Source organism: Enterobacter dykesii (genome assembly GCF_008364625.2).
Lineage (GTDB): Bacteria > Pseudomonadota > Gammaproteobacteria > Enterobacterales > Enterobacteriaceae > Enterobacter > Enterobacter dykesii.
Genome location: NZ_CP126604.1, coordinates 1,840,877 through 1,860,251 on the forward strand (window position 1 = coordinate 1,840,877; position 19,375 = coordinate 1,860,251).

The window sequence follows — 19,375 nt, forward strand, 5'->3', positions numbered from 1 at the left end:
AACATGACAGCTATCTATAAGGACGCGGGACGTCCCGTGCACGAGCGCGTCGCCGATTTACTGGCGCGCATGACCCCGGAAGAGAAGTTCGCCCAGATGCACGCGTACTGGCTGATCCTCGATGAAAACGGTAACCACCGCGAGCGCAGCGACCTGAGTGACGAATTCGCCGGCGTGAGCGAGCAGGCTGCGCTCAGCGAACGGCTCAAGCTGGGCGTCGGACAGATCACCCGTCCGCTGGGCACCCACATCGTTGATGCGAAAACCGGCGTGCGCGCGGCGAATCGCCTGCAGCGCATGATGATGGAAGAGACGCGCCTCGGCATTCCGGCATTGTTCCATGAAGAGTGCCTGGTGGGGCTGCTGTGCAAAGACGCCACCCTGTTCCCGTCGTCATTGAACTACGGTTCGACCTGGGATCCGGAGCTGGTGCTGCGTGCGGCAGAGCAGATTGGCAAAGAGGCGCGCTCCGTCGGGTGCCAGCAGGGGCTGGCACCCGTGCTGGACGTGTCCCGAGACGTGCGCTGGGGGCGAACCGAAGAGACCTTCGGGGAAGATCCCTGGCTGGTGGGCGTGATGGCGACCGCCTACGTGAAGGGTTTACAGGGCGATAAGCGCGACCTGCTGGCAACCCTGAAACATTACGTGGGTCATTCGTTCAGCGAGGGGGCGCGCAACCATGCGCCGGTGCACCTCGGGTTCAGCGAGCTTAACGACACCTTCCTGCTGCCGTTCGAAATGGCGGTCAAGCTGGCAAACGCCGGTTCGGTTATGCCCGCATACCACGATATTGATAACCAGCCGGGGCACAGCGACAGCTTCCTGCTGACCACCGTCCTGCGCGAGCAGTGGGGGTTCGACGGGATTATTGTCGCGGACTACGGCGGCGTCAGCCTGCTGCACCAGCACCACGGGATTTCCCACGACGCGGCCGAATCTGCCTCGCTGGCGTTCAACGCCGGGCTGGACGTTGAGCTGCCGAAAGACGACTGCGCGCGGCATCTGGCGGAAGCGGTAGAGCGCGGGCTGATCTCTATGGCGAAGGTCGATGAGATCGTGGCGCGTACGCTGACGGAAAAATTCCGCCTTGGCCTGTTTGAAAAGCCGTACGCGGATGAAAACGGTATCGATCTGCAAAATGAGATCACCCGGCAGGCCGCGCGGGAGGTGGCGACAAAATCGATCACGCTGCTGGAAAACAACGGGATTTTACCGCTCGGCGGCAAACCCCGTGTGGCGGTAGTGGGGCCGACGGCAGACGATCCGCTGGCGTTACTGAGCGGCTACAGCTTCCCGGTGCATTTGATCATCAGCGATATGGTGGAAGAAACTTCGCAGGTCACGACCCCGCGCGCGGCGCTGGAGCAGTATCTCGGTGCCTCGAACGTGCGCTATGCCAAAGGGTGCCACATCATCGAAAAACGGATGGCGGGCGCGCCGGTCTTCCCGGGCGACAGCGGCGGCAAACCGATGCAGCAGTCGCCCGTATCGCAAAGTACCGCCCCGATCCCCGAGGCCGTGAACGCCGCGCAGGAGAGTGACGTGGTGGTGGCCTGCGTGGGCGATCTCGCCGGGCTGTTCCAGAGCGGTACCGTGGGGGAAGGTTCCGATACCGACTCCCTGAACCTGCCGGGCGTACAGCAACAGCTGCTGGAAGCGCTGGTCGCCACCGGCAAACCGGTGATTGTCGTGATGACCGGGGGGCGTCCATACAACCTACAGGGGCTGGAGGATAAGGTCGCGGCGCTGATGATGGCGTGGGCACCGGGGCAGGAAGGGGGCTGGGCGATTGCGGACGTGTTAACCGGGCGTGCGGAGCCGCAGGGCCGTCTGGTGGTGAGCGTGCCGAAAAGCGCCGGTGCGATGCCGTATTACTACAATCACAAGCTCAAAAGCGGCGGCACGCCGTTTGCCTTCCATTTCGGTTCGCGTTACCCGTTTGGCTTCGGCCTCGGCTGGACGACGTTTCGCTGGGGCTCAGCCCGCGTCGCCGAAAGCAGCGTGCCGGTCGACGGCGAGGTGGTACTCAGTGTGGATATCACCAATACCGGAGAGCGCAGCGGCAGCGAGGTGGTGCAGGTTTACGTCAGGGATAAGGTCGCCACGCAGGTGCGGCCGCTTCAGGAGCTGAAGGCCTTCCAGCGCGTCACGCTCTCGCCGGGAGAAACCGCCACGCTCACCTTTACGCTGCCGGTTGAGATGTTCAACTTCACCCGTCGCGACGGAAAACGCATCGTTGAGCCGGGCGAGTTTGAGCTGCAGGTTGGCGCATCGTCGGCGGATATCCGCGAGGCGGTGACGGTCAATGCGACAGGGGAAACGCGGGTGCTGTCTGCTGAATGGCGGATGCTCAGTACCTGTGAGGTTCAAGGCGCGTAGTCAGGATAAAAAAAAGCCCATCGTGGGAGATGGGCAAAGACTACACACAGCAATTCGTTGTTTCACTCAGGGGATTTCCATGCTTATAAATCAAGGTGTTGATTTATAACCGTGTGATAATAGTAGGCATGTCCGCTTTTAGCGTCGATCGGATTCGTCTCAATAGTTAAAGAGAGGTAAAGAATTCTTGAGGTTATGAGCAGACTTACTGCTGAAAAGGCGGGTCTGACCAGTGGGCAATGAATAAATACTTTAGCAGTGTTTAAGTATCATGCGAGAGAGTGTAGGCCGGGTGAGCGTTAACGCCACCCGGCAGCAAACCTTAATGCGTGTTCTTCTCTTCCAGCTCTTCCAGTTCGCTCAAAATCACGTCCGGGTCAGTTCCCGGCGGCGGAATTTCATGCACCCAGGCAGAGAACAGACGCCAGGTGACGGCGAGCAGCACCGGGCCAATAAACAGGCCAATCATGCCAAAGGCAATCAATCCGCCAATGACCCCGGAAAGGATCAGGATCAGCGGCAGGTCCGCACCCATGCGGATGAGGATCGGACGAATGACGTTATCCATAGTGCCGACCACGCAGCTCCAGACCAGCAGCACCGTTCCCCACGTGGTATCCCCCGTCCAGTAGAGCCAGATAATGCTGGGAACCAGCACCAGCAGCGGTCCCAGTTGCGCAAGACAGGTCATCAGCATGACAACGGTGAACACGGTAGCGTACGGTACGCCGGAAATCGCCAGACCAATCCCCCCGAGCACCGCCTGCACCAGCGCGGTGACCACCACGCCCAGCGCAACCGCGCGCACGGCCTGTGCGGCCAGCAGTACCGCCGCGTCACCGCGTTTGCCCGCCAGGCGGGTGGCAAAGTGACGAACGCCTAAAGCCACCTGTTCACCGCGCCAGTAGAGCAGGGCGCTGAAGAGCAGCATCAGGGTACAGTGCATCATAAAGCGGCCGATATGCGCCGCCTGACCGACAAACCAGGTTGTGGTGGTGCCAATGTACGGGCGGACTTTTGCCATCAGCGCGCTGCCGCCCATCTCCAGCAGGCTATGCCAGCCGCTGTAGAGCTTGGCGCCCACCAGCGGAATGCTGTTCAGCCAGGCGAGATCCGGCAGCGTCAGGTCGCCGCTGCTAATGGCGCGAATAACCGGGCCACTGGAATCCACCAGGCTATTCACCAGCAGGGCAATCGGAATAATAAACAGCAGGAACAGCAGGAGCGTCATGACCAGCACGGCGAGCCCGCGACGGCCGAACAGCAGCTTCTGCAGGCGCAGCAGCAAAGGCCACGTGGCAACGACAACGGTCGCAGCCCACGCAAAGCCGAGAATAAAGGGCTGAACAATCCACAGACACGCAATAATCATGAGGGCCAGGAACAGCACCGACAGCAAAATTTGCGCAACATCCCTGGGCTGGCGAAGATTGACCATAAATGAAACTTTCCTTAAAAGAACGCCAGTACGACTGGCGGGAACGGAAAACCGCGTCTCTTTAATCATTAATGATCTCAGCGGTTTTTAACAGGCGAATTCTGCCTGTAATTCAGCAGAGATTATAAGAAAAAAATGTGATAAAACTTTTAAGATACACGCAAACGATTCCCACAACTCTAATTAGGGTCGACAGTAATGATCCCACAGATTTCTCAGGCACCTGGCGTCGTTCAGCTGGTGCTTAATTTTTTGCAGGCACTGGAGCAACAGGGTTTTACAGGTGATACCGCCACGAACTATGCCGACAGGCTGACGATGGCGACCGATAACAGTATCTACCAGCTTCTTCCCGATGCCGTGGTTTTCCCCCGTTCAACGGCCGACGTCGCGCTTATCGCCCGGCTGGCCACGCAGGAGCGGTTTGCCTCGCTGGTCTTTACGTCGCGCGGCGGCGGCACCGGGACCAACGGTCAGGCGCTGAACCAGGGCATCATTGTTGATATGTCGCGCTATATGAACCGCATCATTGAGATCAACCCGGAAGAGGGGTGGGTGCGGGTCGAAGCGGGCGTCATCAAGGATCAGCTTAATCAGTATCTCAAGCCGTACGGCTACTTTTTTGCCCCTGAGCTTTCCACCAGCAACCGCGCGACCCTTGGCGGGATGATTAACACGGATGCCTCCGGGCAGGGCTCGCTGGTCTACGGTAAAACCTCCGATCACGTGCTGGGCGTGCGTGCCGTTCTGCTGGGCGGCGATATCCTCGATACCCAGCCGATGCCGGTTGAACTGGCGGAAACGCTGGGCAAAGACAACACCGCCAGCGGGCGTATCTATCGCACCGTGCTGGAACGCTGCCGCGACAACCGCCAGCTTATTCTCGATAAATTCCCCAAACTGAACCGCTTCCTGACCGGGTACGACCTGCGACACGTCTTTAACGACGACCTGACCCAGTTTGATTTAACCCGCGTGCTCACCGGCTCCGAAGGGACGCTGGCGTTTATTACCGAAGCGCGGCTGGATATCACCCGCTTGCCGAAAGTGCGCCGTCTGGTGAACGTCAAATATGACTCCTTCGACTCCGCGCTGCGCAATGCGCCGTTTATGGTGCAAGCGCAGGCGCTGTCGGTGGAGACCGTCGACTCTAAGGTGCTCAATCTTGCCCGGGAAGATATTGTCTGGCACTCCGTAAGCGACCTCATTACCGACGTGCCGGATAAAGAGATGCTCGGTCTCAATATCGTGGAATTTGCCGGCGACGATGCGGAGCTGATAGAACGGCAAGTCACCACGCTCTGCCAGCGTCTGGATGAGCTGATTGCGCAGGGTGAAGGCGGCGTCATCGGCTGGCAGCTCTGTAACGATCTGGCCGGGATCGAGCGTATCTATGCGATGCGTAAAAAGGCCGTGGGCCTGCTCGGCAATGCGAAAGGGGCGGCGAAGCCCATTCCCTTTGCCGAAGATACCTGCGTGCCGCCCGAGCACCTGGCGGATTATATCGTTGAGTTTCGCGCCCTGCTGGACGGCCACGGCCTGAGCTATGGCATGTTCGGCCACGTCGACGCCGGGGTACTGCACGTGCGTCCGGCTCTGGACATGTGCGACCCGCAGCAGGAGATCCTGATGAAGCAGATCTCCGACGACGTGGTGGCCTTAACCGCCAAATACGGCGGCCTGCTGTGGGGGGAGCACGGGAAAGGGTTCCGCGCGGAATACAGCCCGGCATTCTTCGGCGAACAGCTCTACGCGGAGCTGCGCAAGGTGAAGGCGGCGTTTGACCCGCATAACCGCCTTAACCCGGGTAAAATCTGTCCGCCGGAAGGCGTCGATGCCCCGATGCTGCAGGTGGACGCCGTCAAGCGCGGCACGTACGACAGGCAGATCCCGATTGCGGTGCGATCCTCATGGCGCGGCGCGATGGAGTGCAACGGCAACGGCCTGTGCTTTAACTTTGACGTGAAAAGCCCGATGTGCCCGTCGATGAAAATCACCAGCAACCGCATCCACTCTCCGAAAGGGCGGGCGACGCTGGTGCGCGAATGGCTGCGTCTGCTGGCCGACCGCGGGGTTGATCCGCTCAAGCTGGAGCAGGAGCTGCCGGAAAAACGGGCCAGCCTGCGCTCGCTGATTGAGCGCACCCGCAACAGCTGGCATGCCAACAAGGGCGAGTATGATTTTTCCCATGAGGTGAAAGAGGCGATGTCCGGCTGTCTGGCCTGCAAAGCCTGCTCCACCCAGTGCCCGATTAAAATCGACGTGCCGGAATTCCGCTCGCGTTTCCTGCAGCTTTACCACACCCGATACCTCCGCCCGGTGCGCGACCATCTGGTCGCGACGGTGGAAAGCTACGCGCCGCTGATGGCGCGGGCGCCAAAGACCTTCAACTTCTTTATCAACCAACCGCTGGTGCGCAAGCTCTCCGAAAAACACATCGGCATGGTCGATCTCCCGCTGCTGTCGGTCCCGTCTCTGCAGCGCCAGCTTGTCGGCCACCGTTCGGCAAACATGACCCTCGAACAGCTGGAGGCGCTCGCTCCGGAGCAAAAAGCCAGTGTGGTGCTGGTGGTGCAGGATCCGTTCACCAGCTACTACGATGCGCAGGTCGTGGCCGATTTCGTCCGTCTGGCGGAGAAAGTGGGTTACCAGCCGGTTGTGCTGCCGTTCTCTCCCAACGGCAAGGCGCAGCACATTAAAGGTTTCCTGAAGCGATTTGCGAAGACCGCGCAGAAAACGTCTGACTTCTTAAACCGCGTGGCGCAACTCGGGATACCGATGGTCGGCGTCGATCCGGCGCTTGTGCTTTGCTATCGCGATGAATATAAGCAGACGCTGGGCGATAAGCGCGGCGATTTTAACGTCATGCTGGTGCACGAGTGGCTTCCGGTGGCGCTGGCAGATAAGGCCGTTCAGGACGTCAGCGGTGAACCGTGGTATCTGTTCGGCCACTGCACGGAAGTGACCGCGCTGCCGGGTGCCCCCGCGCAGTGGGCGTCCGTTTTTGCCCGCTTCGGTGCGAAGCTGGAGAGCGTCAACGTAGGCTGCTGCGGGATGGCCGGAACCTACGGACACGAAGTGAAAAACCACGCCAGCTCGCTCGGCATCTATGAGCTGTCCTGGCATCAGGCGATGCAGCGTTTGCCGCGAAACCGCTGTCTGGCGACGGGCTACTCCTGCCGCAGCCAGGTAAAACGGGTAGAAGGTAACGGTGTGCGTCACCCATTGCAGGCTTTACTGGAGATAATTGGATGATCTGGAAACGTGCCGTGACGCTGCAGGCGCTGAACGCCATGGGCGAGGGGAATATGGTGGGGCTGCTGGATATCCAGTTCATCCGCATTGGCGACGATGAAATTGAGGCCACCATGCCCGTCGATAGTCGCACTCACCAGCCGTTTGGTTTATTGCACGGCGGGGCCTCCGTCGTGCTGGCCGAAACGCTGGGCTCGGTGGCGGGGTATCTCTGTACCGAAGGGGAGCAGAAGGTTGTCGGATTAGAGGTGAATGCTAACCACATTCGCTCGGTGCGCAGCGGGCGCGTGCGCGGCGTATGCCGCGCGCTGCACGCCGGAAGCCGCCATCAGGTGTGGCAGATAGAGATTCTCGATGAGCAGGATCGCCTGTGCTGCTCGTCGCGGCTGACCACGGCGGTTGTGTAAAGTTTTCAGATGTTTTGCCTTTGGTCAAAAACTAGCCAGTCCGTTGTGATATACTGGTCAGGTTTTGTACATAAGCGAGGACATCATGGATACTGAAATAACCCCAACACAGCTGGCAATTGAATATTTACGTCGCGATAAGAGCAACCTGTCTCCGGCGCAGTACCTGAAAAAGCTGAAACAGCTTGAGCTGGAATTTACAGATTTGCTGGCGCTCTCTTCGAATGAACTGAAAGAAGAGATCTACTTTGCCTGGCGGTTGGGCGTTCACGTCCATTGAGTACATGAGAATAAAAGGGCCGCGACTGCGGCCTTTTTTGTGTCTGAAATTCAGTATCGGACGGCGGTGACGCCACCCGATATTTTCCTCAGACATTCACCGCGCTAATCAGCCGCGACTTCATGGACTGATATGCAGACGCCGCAAAATCCTCCGCCCAGCGCTGGTCCTCAATCGCCTCCAGCTGAACCGCGCAGTATTTCGTTTCCGGCGTTTTGGAGATGGGATCGAGATTATCCTGGGTCAGCTCGTTGCAGGCGCCAATCCACCATTGATAGGTCATATAGACTGCCCCGGTGTTGATACGCTCGCTAATGCTGGCACGGGTAATCACTTTGCCGCGACGCGAACGCACCCAGACCAGTTGGCCGTCGGTAATGCCCAGTTTGTCCGCATCGGCAGGGTTCAATTGCACCCGGCCCGGCTCATCGGCCAGGCTTTGCAGCGCGGCGCAGTTCCCGGTCATCGAGCGGCAGGAGTAGTGTCCCACTTCACGCACCGTGCACAGCACCAGCGGGAAATCCGCGTCCGGCGTTTCCGCCGGCGCGCGCCACGGTGCGGCAAAGAGCTGCCCTTTACCGGTTGGGGTGTCGAACTGATTGTCTTTGTACAGGTACGGCGTTCCCGGATGATCCAGCGTCGGACACGGCCACTGCACGTGGCCCATCTCGCCCATTTTTTCATACGTCATGCCGTAGAAGAGAGGGCACAGCTCGCGCATCTCATCCCAGATCTGCTTGTTGGAGTCATAGTGCATCGGGTAGCCCATCTCGGTGGCGAGCAGGCTGATGATCGCCCAGTCGCGCTTCACGTTGCCGCTGGCCTCAATGGCTTTACCAAAACGCTGGAACCCGCGATCGGCACAGGTAAAGACGCCGCCGTGTTCACCCCAGGAGGTGGCCGGGAGAAGTACGTCCGCCACTTCTGCCGTTTTGGTCATAAAGATGTCCTGAACCACCACAAAATCGAGCGCCTCAAAACCGCTGCGAACGAGACCGAGATCGGCTTCGGTCTGAAGCGGATCTTCCCCCATGATGTAGTAGGTCTTGACCTTGCCTTCCAGCGCCAGATGGGGCACCTCGGTAATGCGCGTTCCGACCCGATCGTCCATTTTATTGACGTCAATTCCCCAGGCGTCGGCAAACTTCTGCCTGACCGCCGGATCGGTCACATCCTGATAGCCGGGGAACATATTCGGCAGAACGCCCATATCGCAGGCGCCCTGAACGTTGTTTTGTCCGCGCACCGGCCCGACGCCGACGGCAGGGCGACCGAGGTTGCCGGTCAGCAGCGCCAGGCTGGAAAGCCCTTTGACCACATCCACGGCCTGACCAAACTGGGTTACGCCCATCCCCCACATCACGGTGGCGGAAGGGGCCGCCGCGAAGGTGCGCATCGCCTGGCGAACGTCGCGGGCGGGAATGCCGGTAAGATGCTCAACCTTCTCCGGCGCATAGTCTTTCACCGTCTGGCGATAGGCCTCAAGCCCCTCGGTAAAGCGCGCCACGTAGCTTTTGTCGTAGAGCTCCTCTTCCAGCAGCACGTAGCCAAAGGCGTTTACCAGCGCCATGTTGCTGCCGTTTTTCAGCTGCAGATGCTGGTCGGCGATGCGCGCCGTTTCAATGCGCCGCGGATCGCAGACGATGATTTTTGCGCCGTTTTCCCGCGCTTTCAGCACGCGTCGGGCGACGATAGGGTGGGAGTCCGCGCAGTTATAGCCAAACACCAGCAGGCATTTTGAGTTTTCGATATCGTTGATTGAGTTGCTCATCGCGCCGTTGCCGAGCGTTTCCTGTAAACCAGCCACGGAAGGGCCGTGACAGACTCGCGCGCAGCAGTCCACGTTGTTGGTGTTCAGCACCGCGCGGGCAAATTTTTGCATCACATAGTTTGTTTCATTCCCGGTTCCGCGAGAGGATCCGGTGGTCATGATTGACCGCGGCCCGTGCTGCGCTTTAATGCTGCTGAGCTTATGCGCGGTGTAGCGGATAGCCTCTTCCCAGGTAACGGGAGTGAATGCCTCGCCTTTGTGGTAGCGGATCATCGGCTGGGTCAGGCGCGGGGTGAGCAGACGGGTATCGTTGAGGAAGTCCCAGCCGTAAAAGCCTTTCAGACACAGGGTGCCCTGGTTTGTGACGCCCTCTGCCGCTTCGGCACGGATGATACGGTTATTTTCTACGACAAGGTTTAATTTACAGCCTGCACCGCAGTACGGGCAGACGCTGGCGATCTTTTTCATCAATAACAGACCTGTTAAGAAATGAAGCAAAGTTGACTGGAAAACCCAGTCCCGTAAAGGGAGGTAAGCAGGAACCGTGCCAGATTGGCTTTGCTGGTTTTACAGGGTGTTAAGCGGGGAGGGCGCGTGTCATCGTCAGAACATTCGTCAGTTTTGACGATGACACGAGAGCTGGATGAGGGGCCGTGAAATTACAGGTCGTCCATGGTGTAGCCCACGACAATTTCCAGCGTCTTGCGAATCACGTCCGCCTGGACAACGTCGTTAGTCGCTTCCAGCGTCTGAATGAGCCAGAGGATGATCGCTTTGTTGGACAGATGGCCTTCAGAGGCCAGAACACAGCGTACTGCAGTTGAAAAAACAGCGGACTCTTCAGCAAAACGATCGCCTGCATGACGGAAATATTCCGACAGCGCACTGTCTAAAAAAGCAGAGTGGTACTCGGGTTGAAGCTGAATATTTTGTCTCATTTGTTCTCACCGTAGCTGTTAAATTGCAGTCAATGTATTTTTTTGGGGTCGGACGGTTTTCCACTTCCAAATAACGGCACTACATTGTCTTTCTTATCGTTGAGAGGTCCCTCTCTTTTCGTTCGTCCTTGCGCGGTTCTGCGACGTGTAAAGGCGGTGCTGTTTGAGCCGATCTCAGCAATCACCACCGCAAGTGTCTCCCGCCGCCGGGGATCCTTTTCATGTTCTTCCATGACCCGCAGACGCTGCAGCAATCCTTCGGTTGTCACTGGCCCCCGCTCTTTCAAAAGAGAGAGAACGGCTTCACCGATAAGCGTGTCGATCAGTTTGTCTGCGTTACTGCTCTTCATATCCTTACCGTTCGAAGAGCAGACCAAGCAGCTTATGGTAATGCTCTTCCTCTTCCGGGCCATCGGCCTTTTCGAGGCGGCTGAGCAGTTTGGTACAGAGCGATTTGCGATTCAGATTTCGCCCGTCGCTGAGAATTTCAACAACGACCTGGCCCAGCGTCTCCTGCTGGGTAGGAAGCACGGCTTTTTCGAAGTACTGTGCGATTGCTGCTGCGGAATCTGCGACGTAACCTTTCTGCTGCATGTTTCGCTCCTGTAAAATTTTGTAATCACTAACGTTACAATTAAGGTATACATAATTTCTAAATCTGTACACTCAAAATGTACAGATTTTTAATATTTTTATGATATTTTTTATAAAGTGCTTTATTTTCATTTGGTTATTAGGTTGTTGTGGACCGGTAATGTTACAGGATATATTGTACAAAAAGCTCGGGCGCTGATAAGTTGTACAGCCTGGAAAAAAGCATCATCAAATGCCGTAAATGGTTGAGATGTAAATTATTTGTCAGGCAATTAATGTGCTATAAATGATCCTTATCCACCTTTTTTGTGGCCAAAACCCTAACCCCCAGGAATAGCATGCTCACAACCATCATTTACCGCAGTCATATCTGCGAGGACGTTCCAGTGAAAGCGCTGGAAGCAATGGTCGCTGCTGCAAATAGTAAAAACCGGCAATCCAATATCACGGGGATCCTGCTGTTTAACGGCACACATTTTTTTCAGCTGCTTGAAGGGCCAGTGGAAGATGTTTCTGCCATCTATGAGCAGATCTGCAACGACCCGCGCCACCATAATGTGGTAGAGCTGATGCGCGATCACGGACCTGTCCGGCGTTTTGGCAACGCGGGCATGGAGCTTTTTGATTTGCGCCACTTCGACAGGGACGAAGTGCTGCAGCAGGTGCTCAACAGGGGGACGACACGCTATCAGCTGACGTATAACGATCGCCCGCTGCAGTTCTTCCGCACCTTTGTCGAGGCTACGGAAAAAGCGAACTATTTTGAACTGCCCCCTGCGGATTCTTGGGAATTCGTGCGCGAAGAGACGCGTCTGTCCGCGCAGCCCGAGGTGGTTGCGAAAGGGGCGGATTGCAGCTTCGCGTTCCAGCCGATAGTCGATCCGTTTATGCAGCAGGTCGTCTCCTGGGAGGCGCTTCTCCGCACGCCTGACGGCGGCGCACCGGGAGATTACTTTGCCAATCTGCCGCGTGACGAGGTGTATGCCTCTGATTTACGCAGCAAGCAGGTGGCGCTCTCAATGGCCAGCGCGCTGGGGCTACAGGAGCAGACGTTATCCCTTAACCTGCTGCCCATGACGCTGGTTAACATCCCCAACGCCGTGGATTTCCTGCTCACCGCGATTGAAGCCAATGGGTTTGTCCCCGAGCAAATTGTGGTGGAGTTCACCGAAAGCGAAGCCATTTCCCGCTTTGATGACTTTACGGACTCGGTCAGGCAGTTAAAAAGCGCGGGTATCAGCGTGACGATCGATCACTTTGGCGCCGGTTTTGCCGGGCTGCAGCTGTTGGCGCAGTTCCAGCCGGACAGAATTAAGATTAATCGCGATCTGGTCGCGAACGTGCACAAAAGTGGCCCCCGACAGGCCATTATTCAGGCAATCATCAAATGCTGTGCCTCGCTTGAGATCCAGTTCTGCGCGGTAGGAGTAGAGAAGGCTGAAGAGTGGATGTGGCTGGAATCCGCCGGGATTTCCCAGTTCCAGGGACATCTTTTTGCCAGCCCGCGACACGGCGGTATTCCCCCGATTGCGTGGCCGGAGAAAAAGTTCGACTTTTGATAAAGCTGTACACAATCCGGCAGAGTTAACTGTACGAACGGCAAATTTTATACAACAATGTATTTACAGGTGGATGGGAAAGAACCCCGTTCACCCGTTCAAAATGCGGTCTTAGTTATACAAATGGTGTGTACAATCTGATAAGGTTGGTGCAGTTAGGTATGGAAGTTCTGAGCGTGAGGGAGTTAATGGCCTATTACAGTATCGGCGAAGTGGCCGAACGATGCGGTATCAACCCCGTTACGCTGCGTGCCTGGCAGCGCCGTTATGGATTGTTGAAGCCGCAGCGCAGCGAAGGGGGTCATCGTCAGTTTGACGATGAAGATATCCTGCGTATCGAAGAGATCAAGCGCCTGATGAAAAGCGGCGTTTCGGTCGGAAAAGTCAAAGCCTTGCTGGAAAACAAAGAAGTATTGACGCAGGGCAACTGGGTCTCGTTCCAGGAAGAGATGATGACCGTTCTGCGTTACGCCAGCCCGGCAAAGCTGCGCGCCAAAATGGGCGAATTCCGCCGCGATCACGCGATAGATGCGCTGATTGACAATATTATTTCTCCCGTCCGTCAGCGCATGAATCAGGATCAAAACACCGTGCGTCACATGGCGAGCCTGTTTGACGGCGTTCTGATTGAATTTGCGATTGCAAGCCTGGCGGAGTCCCGCAAAAAAACCGGTAAAGACGCGCTGCTGATTGGCTGGGAATGTGATGACCGCACCCACCTGTGGCTGGAGGCTGCGCGCCTGGCGCAGAAGGGCTGGCACATTGACGTCCTGGCGGAACCCATCGATTCGCCGCGTCCTGAACTGTTTCCCGGGCAAAAAATCTTCGTCTGGACGGGGAAATCACCAACGCCTCGCCAGCAGGAACAGCTCGACCACTGGCGTGAACAGGGATTTGCTGTCTCATTTCATCACTGATCGTAAGAGGCCTTGAGGGCCTTTTTTGTTTTTGTCATTTTCTGAAGAAAATCTATCTCAAAAATAGGCATTTCCGATGCATATTTTACTTTTCTCCTCTTCGTTATGAATGCCGCCACAAAATGCATTATTAATCAATGCATTGAACAAATACATCCATCCTGACTGCATCCTCTCACAGGGTCTATGCTTAATAAAACCAGGCAAAAAGGGCGCTTTAGCCGAATGCCCCTGCTGACAGAGGGTTGAAGTGATAATCGTTATCACTAACATGGTGTTATGCCCTGATGGCTTATCAGATGAGGTGGACCTATGGAACTGCATTCAGAAACCTTTAATCCTGCCGATTTCGCCTGGCGCGGCTTGACGCTCACGCCTGCGGCGGCGGCACATATTCACGAGCTGGTGGCGAAAAAGCCCGAGATCCTCGGCGTGCGCCTGGGTGTCAAACAGACCGGTTGCGCGGGCTTCGGCTACGTGCTCGACACCGTCACCGAACCCGAGAAAGATGACCTGGTGTTCGAGACTGACGGCGCGAAGCTGTACGTTGCGCTGCAGGCTATGCCCTTTATCGACGGCACCGAAGTGGACTACGTCCGCGAAGGCTTAAACCAGTTATTCAAATTTCATAACCCGAAAGCCCAGAACGAATGCGGCTGTGGCGAAAGCTTTGGGGTATAGGCGGTGCTATGTCTCGTAATACTGAAGCAACGAGTGAAGTAAATACCTGGGGCGGTGGACACCTCAACTATAAAGAGGGGTTCTTCACCCAGCTGCAGACCGATGAGCTGGCGAAAGGCATTAACGAAGATGTCGTGCGGGCGATCTCGGCCAAACGTAACGAGCCCGAGTGGATGCTGGAGTTTCGCCTGAGCGCCTTCCGCGCCTGGCTGGAGATGGAAGAGCCGCACTGGCTGAAAGCGCATTATGACAAGCTGAACTATCAGGATTACAGCTACTACTCTGCGCCTTCCTGCGGCAGCTGTGACGACACCTGCGCCTCGCAGCCCGGCGCGGTGCAGCAAACTGGCGCTGAAAACAGCTTCCTCAGCAAAGAGGTGGAAGAAGCCTTTAACCAGCTTGGCGTGCCCGTTCGCGAAGGGAAAGAGGTGGCGGTAGACGCCATTTTCGACTCCGTCTCGGTGGCGACCACCTACCGCGAGAAGCTGGCGGAGCAGGGGATCATTTTCTGCTCCTTCGGTGAAGCGATTCACGATCATCCGGAACTGGTCAAAAAGTACATTGGGACCGTGGTGCCCTCTAACGACAACTTCTTTGCGGCGCTCAACGCGGCGGTAGCCTCTGACGGCACCTTTATCTATGTGCCGAAAGGCGTGCGCTGTCCGATGGAGCTGTCGACGTATTTCCGTATCAACGCCGAAAAAACCGGCCAGTTCGAACGCACGATTCTGGTCGCGGATGAAGGCAGCTACGTCAGCTACATCGAAGGGTGCTCCGCCCCTGTTCGCGACAGCTACCAGCTGCACGCGGCGGTGGTGGAGGTCATCATCCATAAAGACGCCGAGGTGAAATACTCCACGGTGCAAAACTGGTTCCCCGGCGACGGCAATACCGGCGGTATCCTGAACTTCGTCACCAAGCGCGCGCTGTGCGAAGGTGAAAACAGCAAGATGTCGTGGACCCAGTCTGAAACCGGCTCTGCCATCACCTGGAAATACCCGAGCTGCATCCTGCGCGGGGATAACTCCATCGGCGAGTTTTACTCGGTGGCGCTGACCAGCGGCCATCAGCAGGCCGATACCGGCACCAAGATGATCCACATTGGTAAAAACACCAGGTCGACCATCATCTCGAAAGGGATCTCCGCCGGGCACAGCCAGAACAGCTATCGCGGGCTGGTGAAAATCATGCCGACGGCCACCAATGCGCGAAACTTTACCCAGTGTGACTCGATGCTGATTGGCGCAGACTGCGGGGCGCATACCTTCCCGTACGTCGAGTGCCGTAATAATACGGCCCAGCTTGAGCACGAGGCGACGACGTCGCGGATTGGGGAAGATCAGCTCTTCTACTGCCTGCAGCGCGGGATCAGCGAAGAAGACGCCATCTCAATGATCGTCAACGGCTTCTGTAAGGACGTGTTCTCTGAACTGCCGCTGGAATTTGCCGTTGAAGCCCAGAAACTCCTCGCCATTAGTCTTGAACACAGCGTCGGTTAAGGAAAGCACATGTTAAGCATTAAAGATTTACAGGTCAGCGTAGAAGACAAAGCCATCCTGCGTGGCCTCAATTTTGACGTCAGGCCGGGCGAAGTTCACGCCATCATGGGGCCGAACGGCTCCGGGAAAAGTACGCTTTCTGCGACGCTGGCAGGGCGCGAAGATTATGAGGTAACCCACGGCTCGGTGGAGTTCAACGGCAAAGATCTGCTGGAGATGTCGCCGGAAGACCGTGCGGGCGAGGGCATCTTCATGGCCTTCCAGTACCCGGTCGAAATTCCTGGCGTCAGCAATCAGTTCTTCCTGCAGACGGCGCTGAATGCGGTGCGCAAGTATCGCGGCCTGGAGGCGCTGGACCGCTTTGACTTCCAGGATTTAATGGAAGAGAAAATCAAGCTGCTGAAAATGCCGGAAGATTTGCTCACCCGCTCGGTGAACGTCGGTTTTTCCGGCGGCGAGAAAAAGCGTAACGACATTCTGCAGATGGCGGTGCTGGAGCCCGAGCTGTGCATTCTGGATGAGACCGACTCCGGTCTGGATATCGACGCCCTGAAGATTGTCGCTGACGGGGTGAACGCCCTGCGCGACGGCAAGCGTTCGTTCATTATCGTCACCCACTACCAGCGCATTCTGGACTACATCAAGCCGGATTACGTCCACGTGCTTTACCAGGGGCGTATTGTGAAATCCGGAGATTTCACGCTGGTTAAACAACTGGAGGAGCAGGGCTATGGCTGGCTTACCGAACAGCAGTAATGCGCTCCAGCAGTGGCACCGGCTGTTTGAAGCCCAGGGCGGCACGCGCTCGGAGCAGGCGCAGCAGCATCTGCAGCAGATGCTGCGTCTCGGCCTGCCGACGCGTAAGCATGAGAACTGGAAATACACTCCGCTTGATGGCCTGCTGAACGCCGAGTTTGTGACCCGTCTGGCAGATCTCACCCCGGCGCAGCGTGACGCGCTGGCCGTAAACGTGGATGCCGCGCGCCTGGTGTTTGTCGACGGTGAGTTCCGTCCGGAGCTGAGCGACGCCCTTCAGGGGAGCGGATTTGAGATTGAGATAAACGACGATCGCCAGCCCCTGAGCGCCCCGGTTCAGCCTGAGGTTTTCCTCCACCTGACCGAGAGCCTGACCCGCAGCGTGACGCACATCCGCGTGAAGCGTAACCAGCGTCCGGCAAAACCGCTGCTGCTGATGCACATCACCCAGGGTCTGGACGGCGACGAAATCAACACCGCGCACTATCGCCACCATCTTGAGCTGGCGGAGGGAGCGGAGGCCACGGTAATCGAACATTACGTCAGCCTTAATGAAACGCGTCACTTTACCGGTTCGCGTCTGACGATGAACGTTGCTGCCAATGCCCAGCTTCACCACGTCAAGCTGGCATTTGAGAATGCGCAGAGCCACCACTTTGCCCATAACGACATTGTGCTGGGTCAGGATGCCGCGGCGTACAGCCATAGCTTCCTGCTCGGCGGGTCGGTGCTGCGCCACAACACCAGCACGCAGCTTAACGGTGAAAACAGCACGCTGCGCATCAACAGCCTGGCGATGCCGGTTAAATCTGAAGTGTGCGACACGCGCACCTGGCTTGAGCACAACAACGGCTACTGCAACAGCCGCCAGCTGCACAAAACCATCGTCAGTGATAAAGGGCGTGCGGTGTTTAACGGACTGATTAACGTGGCGCAGCACGCCATTAAAACCGACGGGCAGATGACCAACAACAATCTGCTGTTAGGTCGCCTGGCGGAAGTGGACACCAAACCGCAGCTGGAGATCTACGCCGACGACGTGAAGTGCAGCCACGGTGCGACGGTTGGGCGCATCGACGATGAGCAGATGTTCTACCTGCGTTCCCGCGGTATCGACCAGCAGGCGGCGCAGAAAATGATTATCTATGCGTTTGCCGCCGAACTGACGGAAGCGCTGAACGATGGTCAGTTGAAACAGCAGGTGCTGGCGCGTATCGGTCAGCGTCTGCCTGGAGGCGAAGCATGAGTTTTCCCGTCGAGAAAGTACGGGCAGATTTTCCGGTTCTGACCCGTGAAGTGAATGGTCTTCCGCTGGCCTATCTGGACAGCGCGGCGAGCGCGCAGAAGCCGAACCAAGTAGTGGATGCGGAAGCCGAGTTTTATCGCCACGGCTACGCCGCCGTGCATCGCGGTATCCATACCCTGAGCGCCGAGGCGACCCAGCGTATGGAAAACGTGCGCACGCAGATTGCCGCCTTCCTCAATGCGAAATCGCCTGAAGAGCTGGTCTTCGTGCGCGGAACCACCGAAGGGATCAACCTTGTCGCTAACAGCTGGGGCAACGCGCAGGTCCACGCGGGGGATAACATCATCATCACCCAGATGGAGCACCACGCCAATATCGTGCCGTGGCAGATGCTCTGCGAGCGCGTTGGCGCGCAATTGCGGGTCATTCCGCTCAACGTTGACGGGACGCTGCAGCTCGAGCAGCTCGACGCACTGCTGGATGACCGCACGCGGCTGGTGGCGGTCACCCAGGTCTCTAACGTGCTCGGGACTGAAAACCCGGTGGCAGAGATTATCGAAAAAGCCCACCAGGCCGGCGCGAAGGTGCTGATTGACGGTGCCCAGGCGGTGATGCACCACGCGGTTGACGTTCAGGCGCTGGACTGTGATTTCTACGTCTTTTCCGGCCACAAGCTCTACGGGCCGACCGGGATTGGCGTGCTGTACGTGAAAGAAGACATCCTGCAGGCGATGCCGCCGTGGGAAGGGGGCGGGTCGATGATCGCCACCGTCAGCCTGACGAAAGGCACCACCTACGCGCGCGCACCGTGGCGTTTTGAGGCGGGTACGCCCAACACCGGCGGGATTATCGGGCTGGGGGCGGCGGTTTCCTACGTCTCCGCGATCGGCCTTGATAGCATTCAGGAGTACGAACAGCTGCTGATGCACTATGCGCTTGCCGAGCTTGCCAGCGTGCCGGATCTGACCCTTTACGGGCCTGCCGACCGGCAAGGAGTGATCGCGTTTAATCTCGGGAAACATCACGCCTATGACGTGGGCAGTTTCCTCGATAACTACGGCGTGGCGGTGCGTACCGGGCACCACTGCGCCATGCCGCTGATGGCGTTTTACCAGGTGCCGGCAATGTGCCGCGCGTCGCTGGTGATGTACAACACAACGGAAGAAGTCGACAGGCTGGTGGCGGGGCTTAAGCGCATTCACCAGCTGCTGGGCTAACGGAGAGGCAAAAGATGGCAGAGCTGCCGGACAGAGACAAATTGCTGCGCAACTTTGGGCGTTGCGCAAACTGGGAAGAGAAGTACCTTTATATCATCGAGCTGGGACAGCGCTTGCCGCCGCTCGGTGAAGAGGCGCATAACCCGGAAAACAGTATTCAGGGCTGTCAGAGCCAGGTGTGGATTGTGATGGAACAGTCTGACGACGGCACGATAGCACTGCACGGCGACAGCGATGCGGCCATTGTAAAAGGGCTTATTGCGGTCGTCTTTATTCTTTACCACCGGATGTCGGCGCAGGATATTGTCGCGTTTGACGTCCGCCCGTGGTTTGAAAAAATGGCCCTGACCCAACACCTCACCCCGTCACGCTCCCAGGGACTGGAAGCGATGATTCGCGCGATTCGCGCCAAAGCTGCAATCCTTAGCTAGACTTACA

Annotated in this window: 17 protein-coding genes and 1 other RNA gene; 12 read left to right on the plus strand and 6 right to left on the minus strand. The window is 57.4% G+C overall.

Translation table 11 applies throughout. The annotated features are described in order from the left end of the window. Positions 1-3: 3 nt before the first annotated feature. Positions 4-2,379 carry a glycoside hydrolase family 3 N-terminal domain-containing protein gene (locus F0320_RS08795; RefSeq protein ID WP_126328328.1) on the plus strand — a complete coding sequence of 792 codons (2,376 nt, stop codon included), beginning with the start codon at positions 4-6 and terminating at the stop codon, positions 2,377-2,379. A gap of 5 nt (positions 2,380-2,384) precedes the next feature. Here F0320_RS08795 and rprA read toward each other — a convergent pair. Beyond that, positions 2,385-2,492: antisense sRNA RprA (gene rprA / locus F0320_RS08800), an RNA gene on the minus strand. A gap of 209 nt (positions 2,493-2,701) precedes the next feature. After that, entirely contained in the window at positions 2,702-3,817 is a 1,116-nt protein-coding gene (ydiK, locus tag F0320_RS08805; RefSeq protein WP_033145295.1) for an AI-2E family transporter YdiK, read from the minus strand. A 198-nt stretch (positions 3,818-4,015) separates the two neighbouring features. On the opposite strand from ydiK, the gene ydiJ reads away from it, so the two are divergent. From ydiJ to F0320_RS08820, 3 genes are all read left to right on the plus strand, one after another. Continuing rightward, on the plus strand, positions 4,016-7,072 hold the full coding sequence (gene ydiJ, locus F0320_RS08810; protein ID WP_149323856.1) for a D-2-hydroxyglutarate dehydrogenase YdiJ: 3,057 nt from the start codon (positions 4,016-4,018) through the stop codon (positions 7,070-7,072). Then, the gene (gene menI, locus F0320_RS08815) at positions 7,069-7,479 is read left to right on the plus strand and encodes a 1,4-dihydroxy-2-naphthoyl-CoA hydrolase (RefSeq protein WP_126328330.1); all 411 of its coding nucleotides are present in this window, start codon (positions 7,069-7,071) and stop codon (positions 7,477-7,479) included. Before ydiJ ends, menI begins: the two co-directional genes overlap by 4 nt. An 85-nt stretch (positions 7,480-7,564) precedes the next feature. Further along, positions 7,565-7,759: a YdiH family protein gene (locus tag F0320_RS08820; RefSeq protein WP_003857766.1), complete on the plus strand. Its 195-nt coding sequence runs from the start codon at positions 7,565-7,567 to the stop codon at positions 7,757-7,759. An 88-nt stretch (positions 7,760-7,847) separates the two neighbouring features. Here F0320_RS08820 and fdhF read toward each other — a convergent pair whose 3' ends face one another. The 4 genes from fdhF to ycgZ all read right to left on the minus strand — a co-directional run bounded on the left by fdhF (position 7,848) and on the right by ycgZ (position 11,062). Beyond that, positions 7,848-9,998, minus strand: a complete 2,151-nt coding sequence (fdhF, locus tag F0320_RS08825) for a formate dehydrogenase subunit alpha (RefSeq protein ID WP_149323855.1) — start codon at positions 9,996-9,998, stop codon at positions 7,848-7,850. A gap of 191 nt (positions 9,999-10,189) precedes the next feature. Next, on the minus strand, positions 10,190-10,468 hold the full coding sequence (locus tag F0320_RS08830; protein WP_023617825.1) for a biofilm development regulator YmgB/AriR family protein: 279 nt from the start codon (positions 10,466-10,468) through the stop codon (positions 10,190-10,192). Positions 10,469-10,497: 29 nt separating this feature from the next. Continuing rightward, the gene (locus tag F0320_RS08835) at positions 10,498-10,818 is read right to left on the minus strand and encodes a hypothetical protein (protein WP_047651394.1); all 321 of its coding nucleotides are present in this window, start codon (positions 10,816-10,818) and stop codon (positions 10,498-10,500) included. A 4-nt stretch (positions 10,819-10,822) separates the two neighbouring features. Then, positions 10,823-11,062: a regulatory protein YcgZ gene (gene ycgZ / locus F0320_RS08840; protein WP_023311324.1), complete on the minus strand. Its 240-nt coding sequence runs from the start codon at positions 11,060-11,062 to the stop codon at positions 10,823-10,825. Between the two features lie 338 nt (positions 11,063-11,400). Here ycgZ and F0320_RS08845 point away from each other — a divergent pair, with 338 nt between their 5' ends. The 8 genes from F0320_RS08845 to sufE all read left to right on the plus strand — a co-directional run bounded on the left by F0320_RS08845 (position 11,401) and on the right by sufE (position 19,368). Continuing rightward, entirely contained in the window at positions 11,401-12,621 is a 1,221-nt protein-coding gene (locus tag F0320_RS08845) for a diguanylate phosphodiesterase (RefSeq protein WP_126328332.1), read from the plus strand. 188 nt (positions 12,622-12,809) lie between these two features. Beyond that, positions 12,810-13,538, plus strand: coding sequence for a MerR family transcriptional regulator (locus F0320_RS08850; RefSeq protein WP_047651396.1), 729 nt, complete (start codon positions 12,810-12,812; stop codon positions 13,536-13,538). Between the two features lie 312 nt (positions 13,539-13,850). After that, positions 13,851-14,219: a Fe-S cluster assembly scaffold SufA gene (gene sufA, locus F0320_RS08855; RefSeq protein ID WP_008500631.1), complete on the plus strand. Its 369-nt coding sequence runs from the start codon at positions 13,851-13,853 to the stop codon at positions 14,217-14,219. Between the two features lie 8 nt (positions 14,220-14,227). Then, positions 14,228-15,718 (plus strand): Fe-S cluster assembly protein SufB, encoded by a 1,491-nt coding sequence (sufB, locus tag F0320_RS08860; protein ID WP_047651397.1) that lies wholly within the window; start codon positions 14,228-14,230, stop codon positions 15,716-15,718. 9 nt (positions 15,719-15,727) lie between these two features. After that, on the plus strand, positions 15,728-16,474 hold the full coding sequence (sufC, locus tag F0320_RS08865; RefSeq protein ID WP_126328334.1) for a Fe-S cluster assembly ATPase SufC: 747 nt from the start codon (positions 15,728-15,730) through the stop codon (positions 16,472-16,474). Then, the gene (gene sufD / locus F0320_RS08870) at positions 16,449-17,720 is read left to right on the plus strand and encodes a Fe-S cluster assembly protein SufD (RefSeq protein ID WP_126328335.1); all 1,272 of its coding nucleotides are present in this window, start codon (positions 16,449-16,451) and stop codon (positions 17,718-17,720) included. The genes sufC and sufD overlap by 26 nt, the downstream gene beginning before the upstream one ends. Further along, the gene (gene sufS / locus F0320_RS08875) at positions 17,717-18,937 is read left to right on the plus strand and encodes a cysteine desulfurase SufS (protein ID WP_047651400.1); all 1,221 of its coding nucleotides are present in this window, start codon (positions 17,717-17,719) and stop codon (positions 18,935-18,937) included. Before sufD ends, sufS begins: the two co-directional genes overlap by 4 nt. Positions 18,938-18,951: 14 nt before the next feature. After that, positions 18,952-19,368 carry a cysteine desulfuration protein SufE gene (gene sufE, locus F0320_RS08880; RefSeq protein WP_023311331.1) on the plus strand — a complete coding sequence of 139 codons (417 nt, stop codon included), beginning with the start codon at positions 18,952-18,954 and terminating at the stop codon, positions 19,366-19,368. The last annotated feature ends 7 nt before the right edge of the window (positions 19,369-19,375 follow it).

What these genes read in the sequence shown, in the direction of transcription:
- F0320_RS08795 (WP_126328328.1), top strand. Translation starts at nt 4, where the DNA reads ATGACAGCTATCTATAAGGACGCGGGACGTCCCGTGCACGAGCGCGTC.
- ydiK (WP_033145295.1), bottom strand. Translation starts at nt 3,817, where the DNA reads ATGGTCAATCTTCGCCAGCCCAGGGATGTTGCGCAAATTTTGCTGTCG.
- ydiJ (WP_149323856.1), top strand. Translation starts at nt 4,016, where the DNA reads ATGATCCCACAGATTTCTCAGGCACCTGGCGTCGTTCAGCTGGTGCTT.
- menI (WP_126328330.1), top strand. Translation starts at nt 7,069, where the DNA reads ATGATCTGGAAACGTGCCGTGACGCTGCAGGCGCTGAACGCCATGGGC.
- F0320_RS08820 (WP_003857766.1), top strand. Translation starts at nt 7,565, where the DNA reads ATGGATACTGAAATAACCCCAACACAGCTGGCAATTGAATATTTACGT.
- fdhF (WP_149323855.1), bottom strand. Translation starts at nt 9,998, where the DNA reads ATGAAAAAGATCGCCAGCGTCTGCCCGTACTGCGGTGCAGGCTGTAAA.
- F0320_RS08830 (WP_023617825.1), bottom strand. Translation starts at nt 10,468, where the DNA reads ATGAGACAAAATATTCAGCTTCAACCCGAGTACCACTCTGCTTTTTTA.
- F0320_RS08835 (WP_047651394.1), bottom strand. Translation starts at nt 10,818, where the DNA reads ATGAAGAGCAGTAACGCAGACAAACTGATCGACACGCTTATCGGTGAA.
- ycgZ (WP_023311324.1), bottom strand. Translation starts at nt 11,062, where the DNA reads ATGCAGCAGAAAGGTTACGTCGCAGATTCCGCAGCAGCAATCGCACAG.
- F0320_RS08845 (WP_126328332.1), top strand. Translation starts at nt 11,401, where the DNA reads ATGCTCACAACCATCATTTACCGCAGTCATATCTGCGAGGACGTTCCA.
- F0320_RS08850 (WP_047651396.1), top strand. Translation starts at nt 12,810, where the DNA reads ATGGCCTATTACAGTATCGGCGAAGTGGCCGAACGATGCGGTATCAAC.
- sufA (WP_008500631.1), top strand. Translation starts at nt 13,851, where the DNA reads ATGGAACTGCATTCAGAAACCTTTAATCCTGCCGATTTCGCCTGGCGC.
- sufB (WP_047651397.1), top strand. Translation starts at nt 14,228, where the DNA reads ATGTCTCGTAATACTGAAGCAACGAGTGAAGTAAATACCTGGGGCGGT.
- sufC (WP_126328334.1), top strand. Translation starts at nt 15,728, where the DNA reads ATGTTAAGCATTAAAGATTTACAGGTCAGCGTAGAAGACAAAGCCATC.
- sufD (WP_126328335.1), top strand. Translation starts at nt 16,449, where the DNA reads ATGGCTGGCTTACCGAACAGCAGTAATGCGCTCCAGCAGTGGCACCGG.
- sufS (WP_047651400.1), top strand. Translation starts at nt 17,717, where the DNA reads ATGAGTTTTCCCGTCGAGAAAGTACGGGCAGATTTTCCGGTTCTGACC.
- sufE (WP_023311331.1), top strand. Translation starts at nt 18,952, where the DNA reads ATGGCAGAGCTGCCGGACAGAGACAAATTGCTGCGCAACTTTGGGCGT.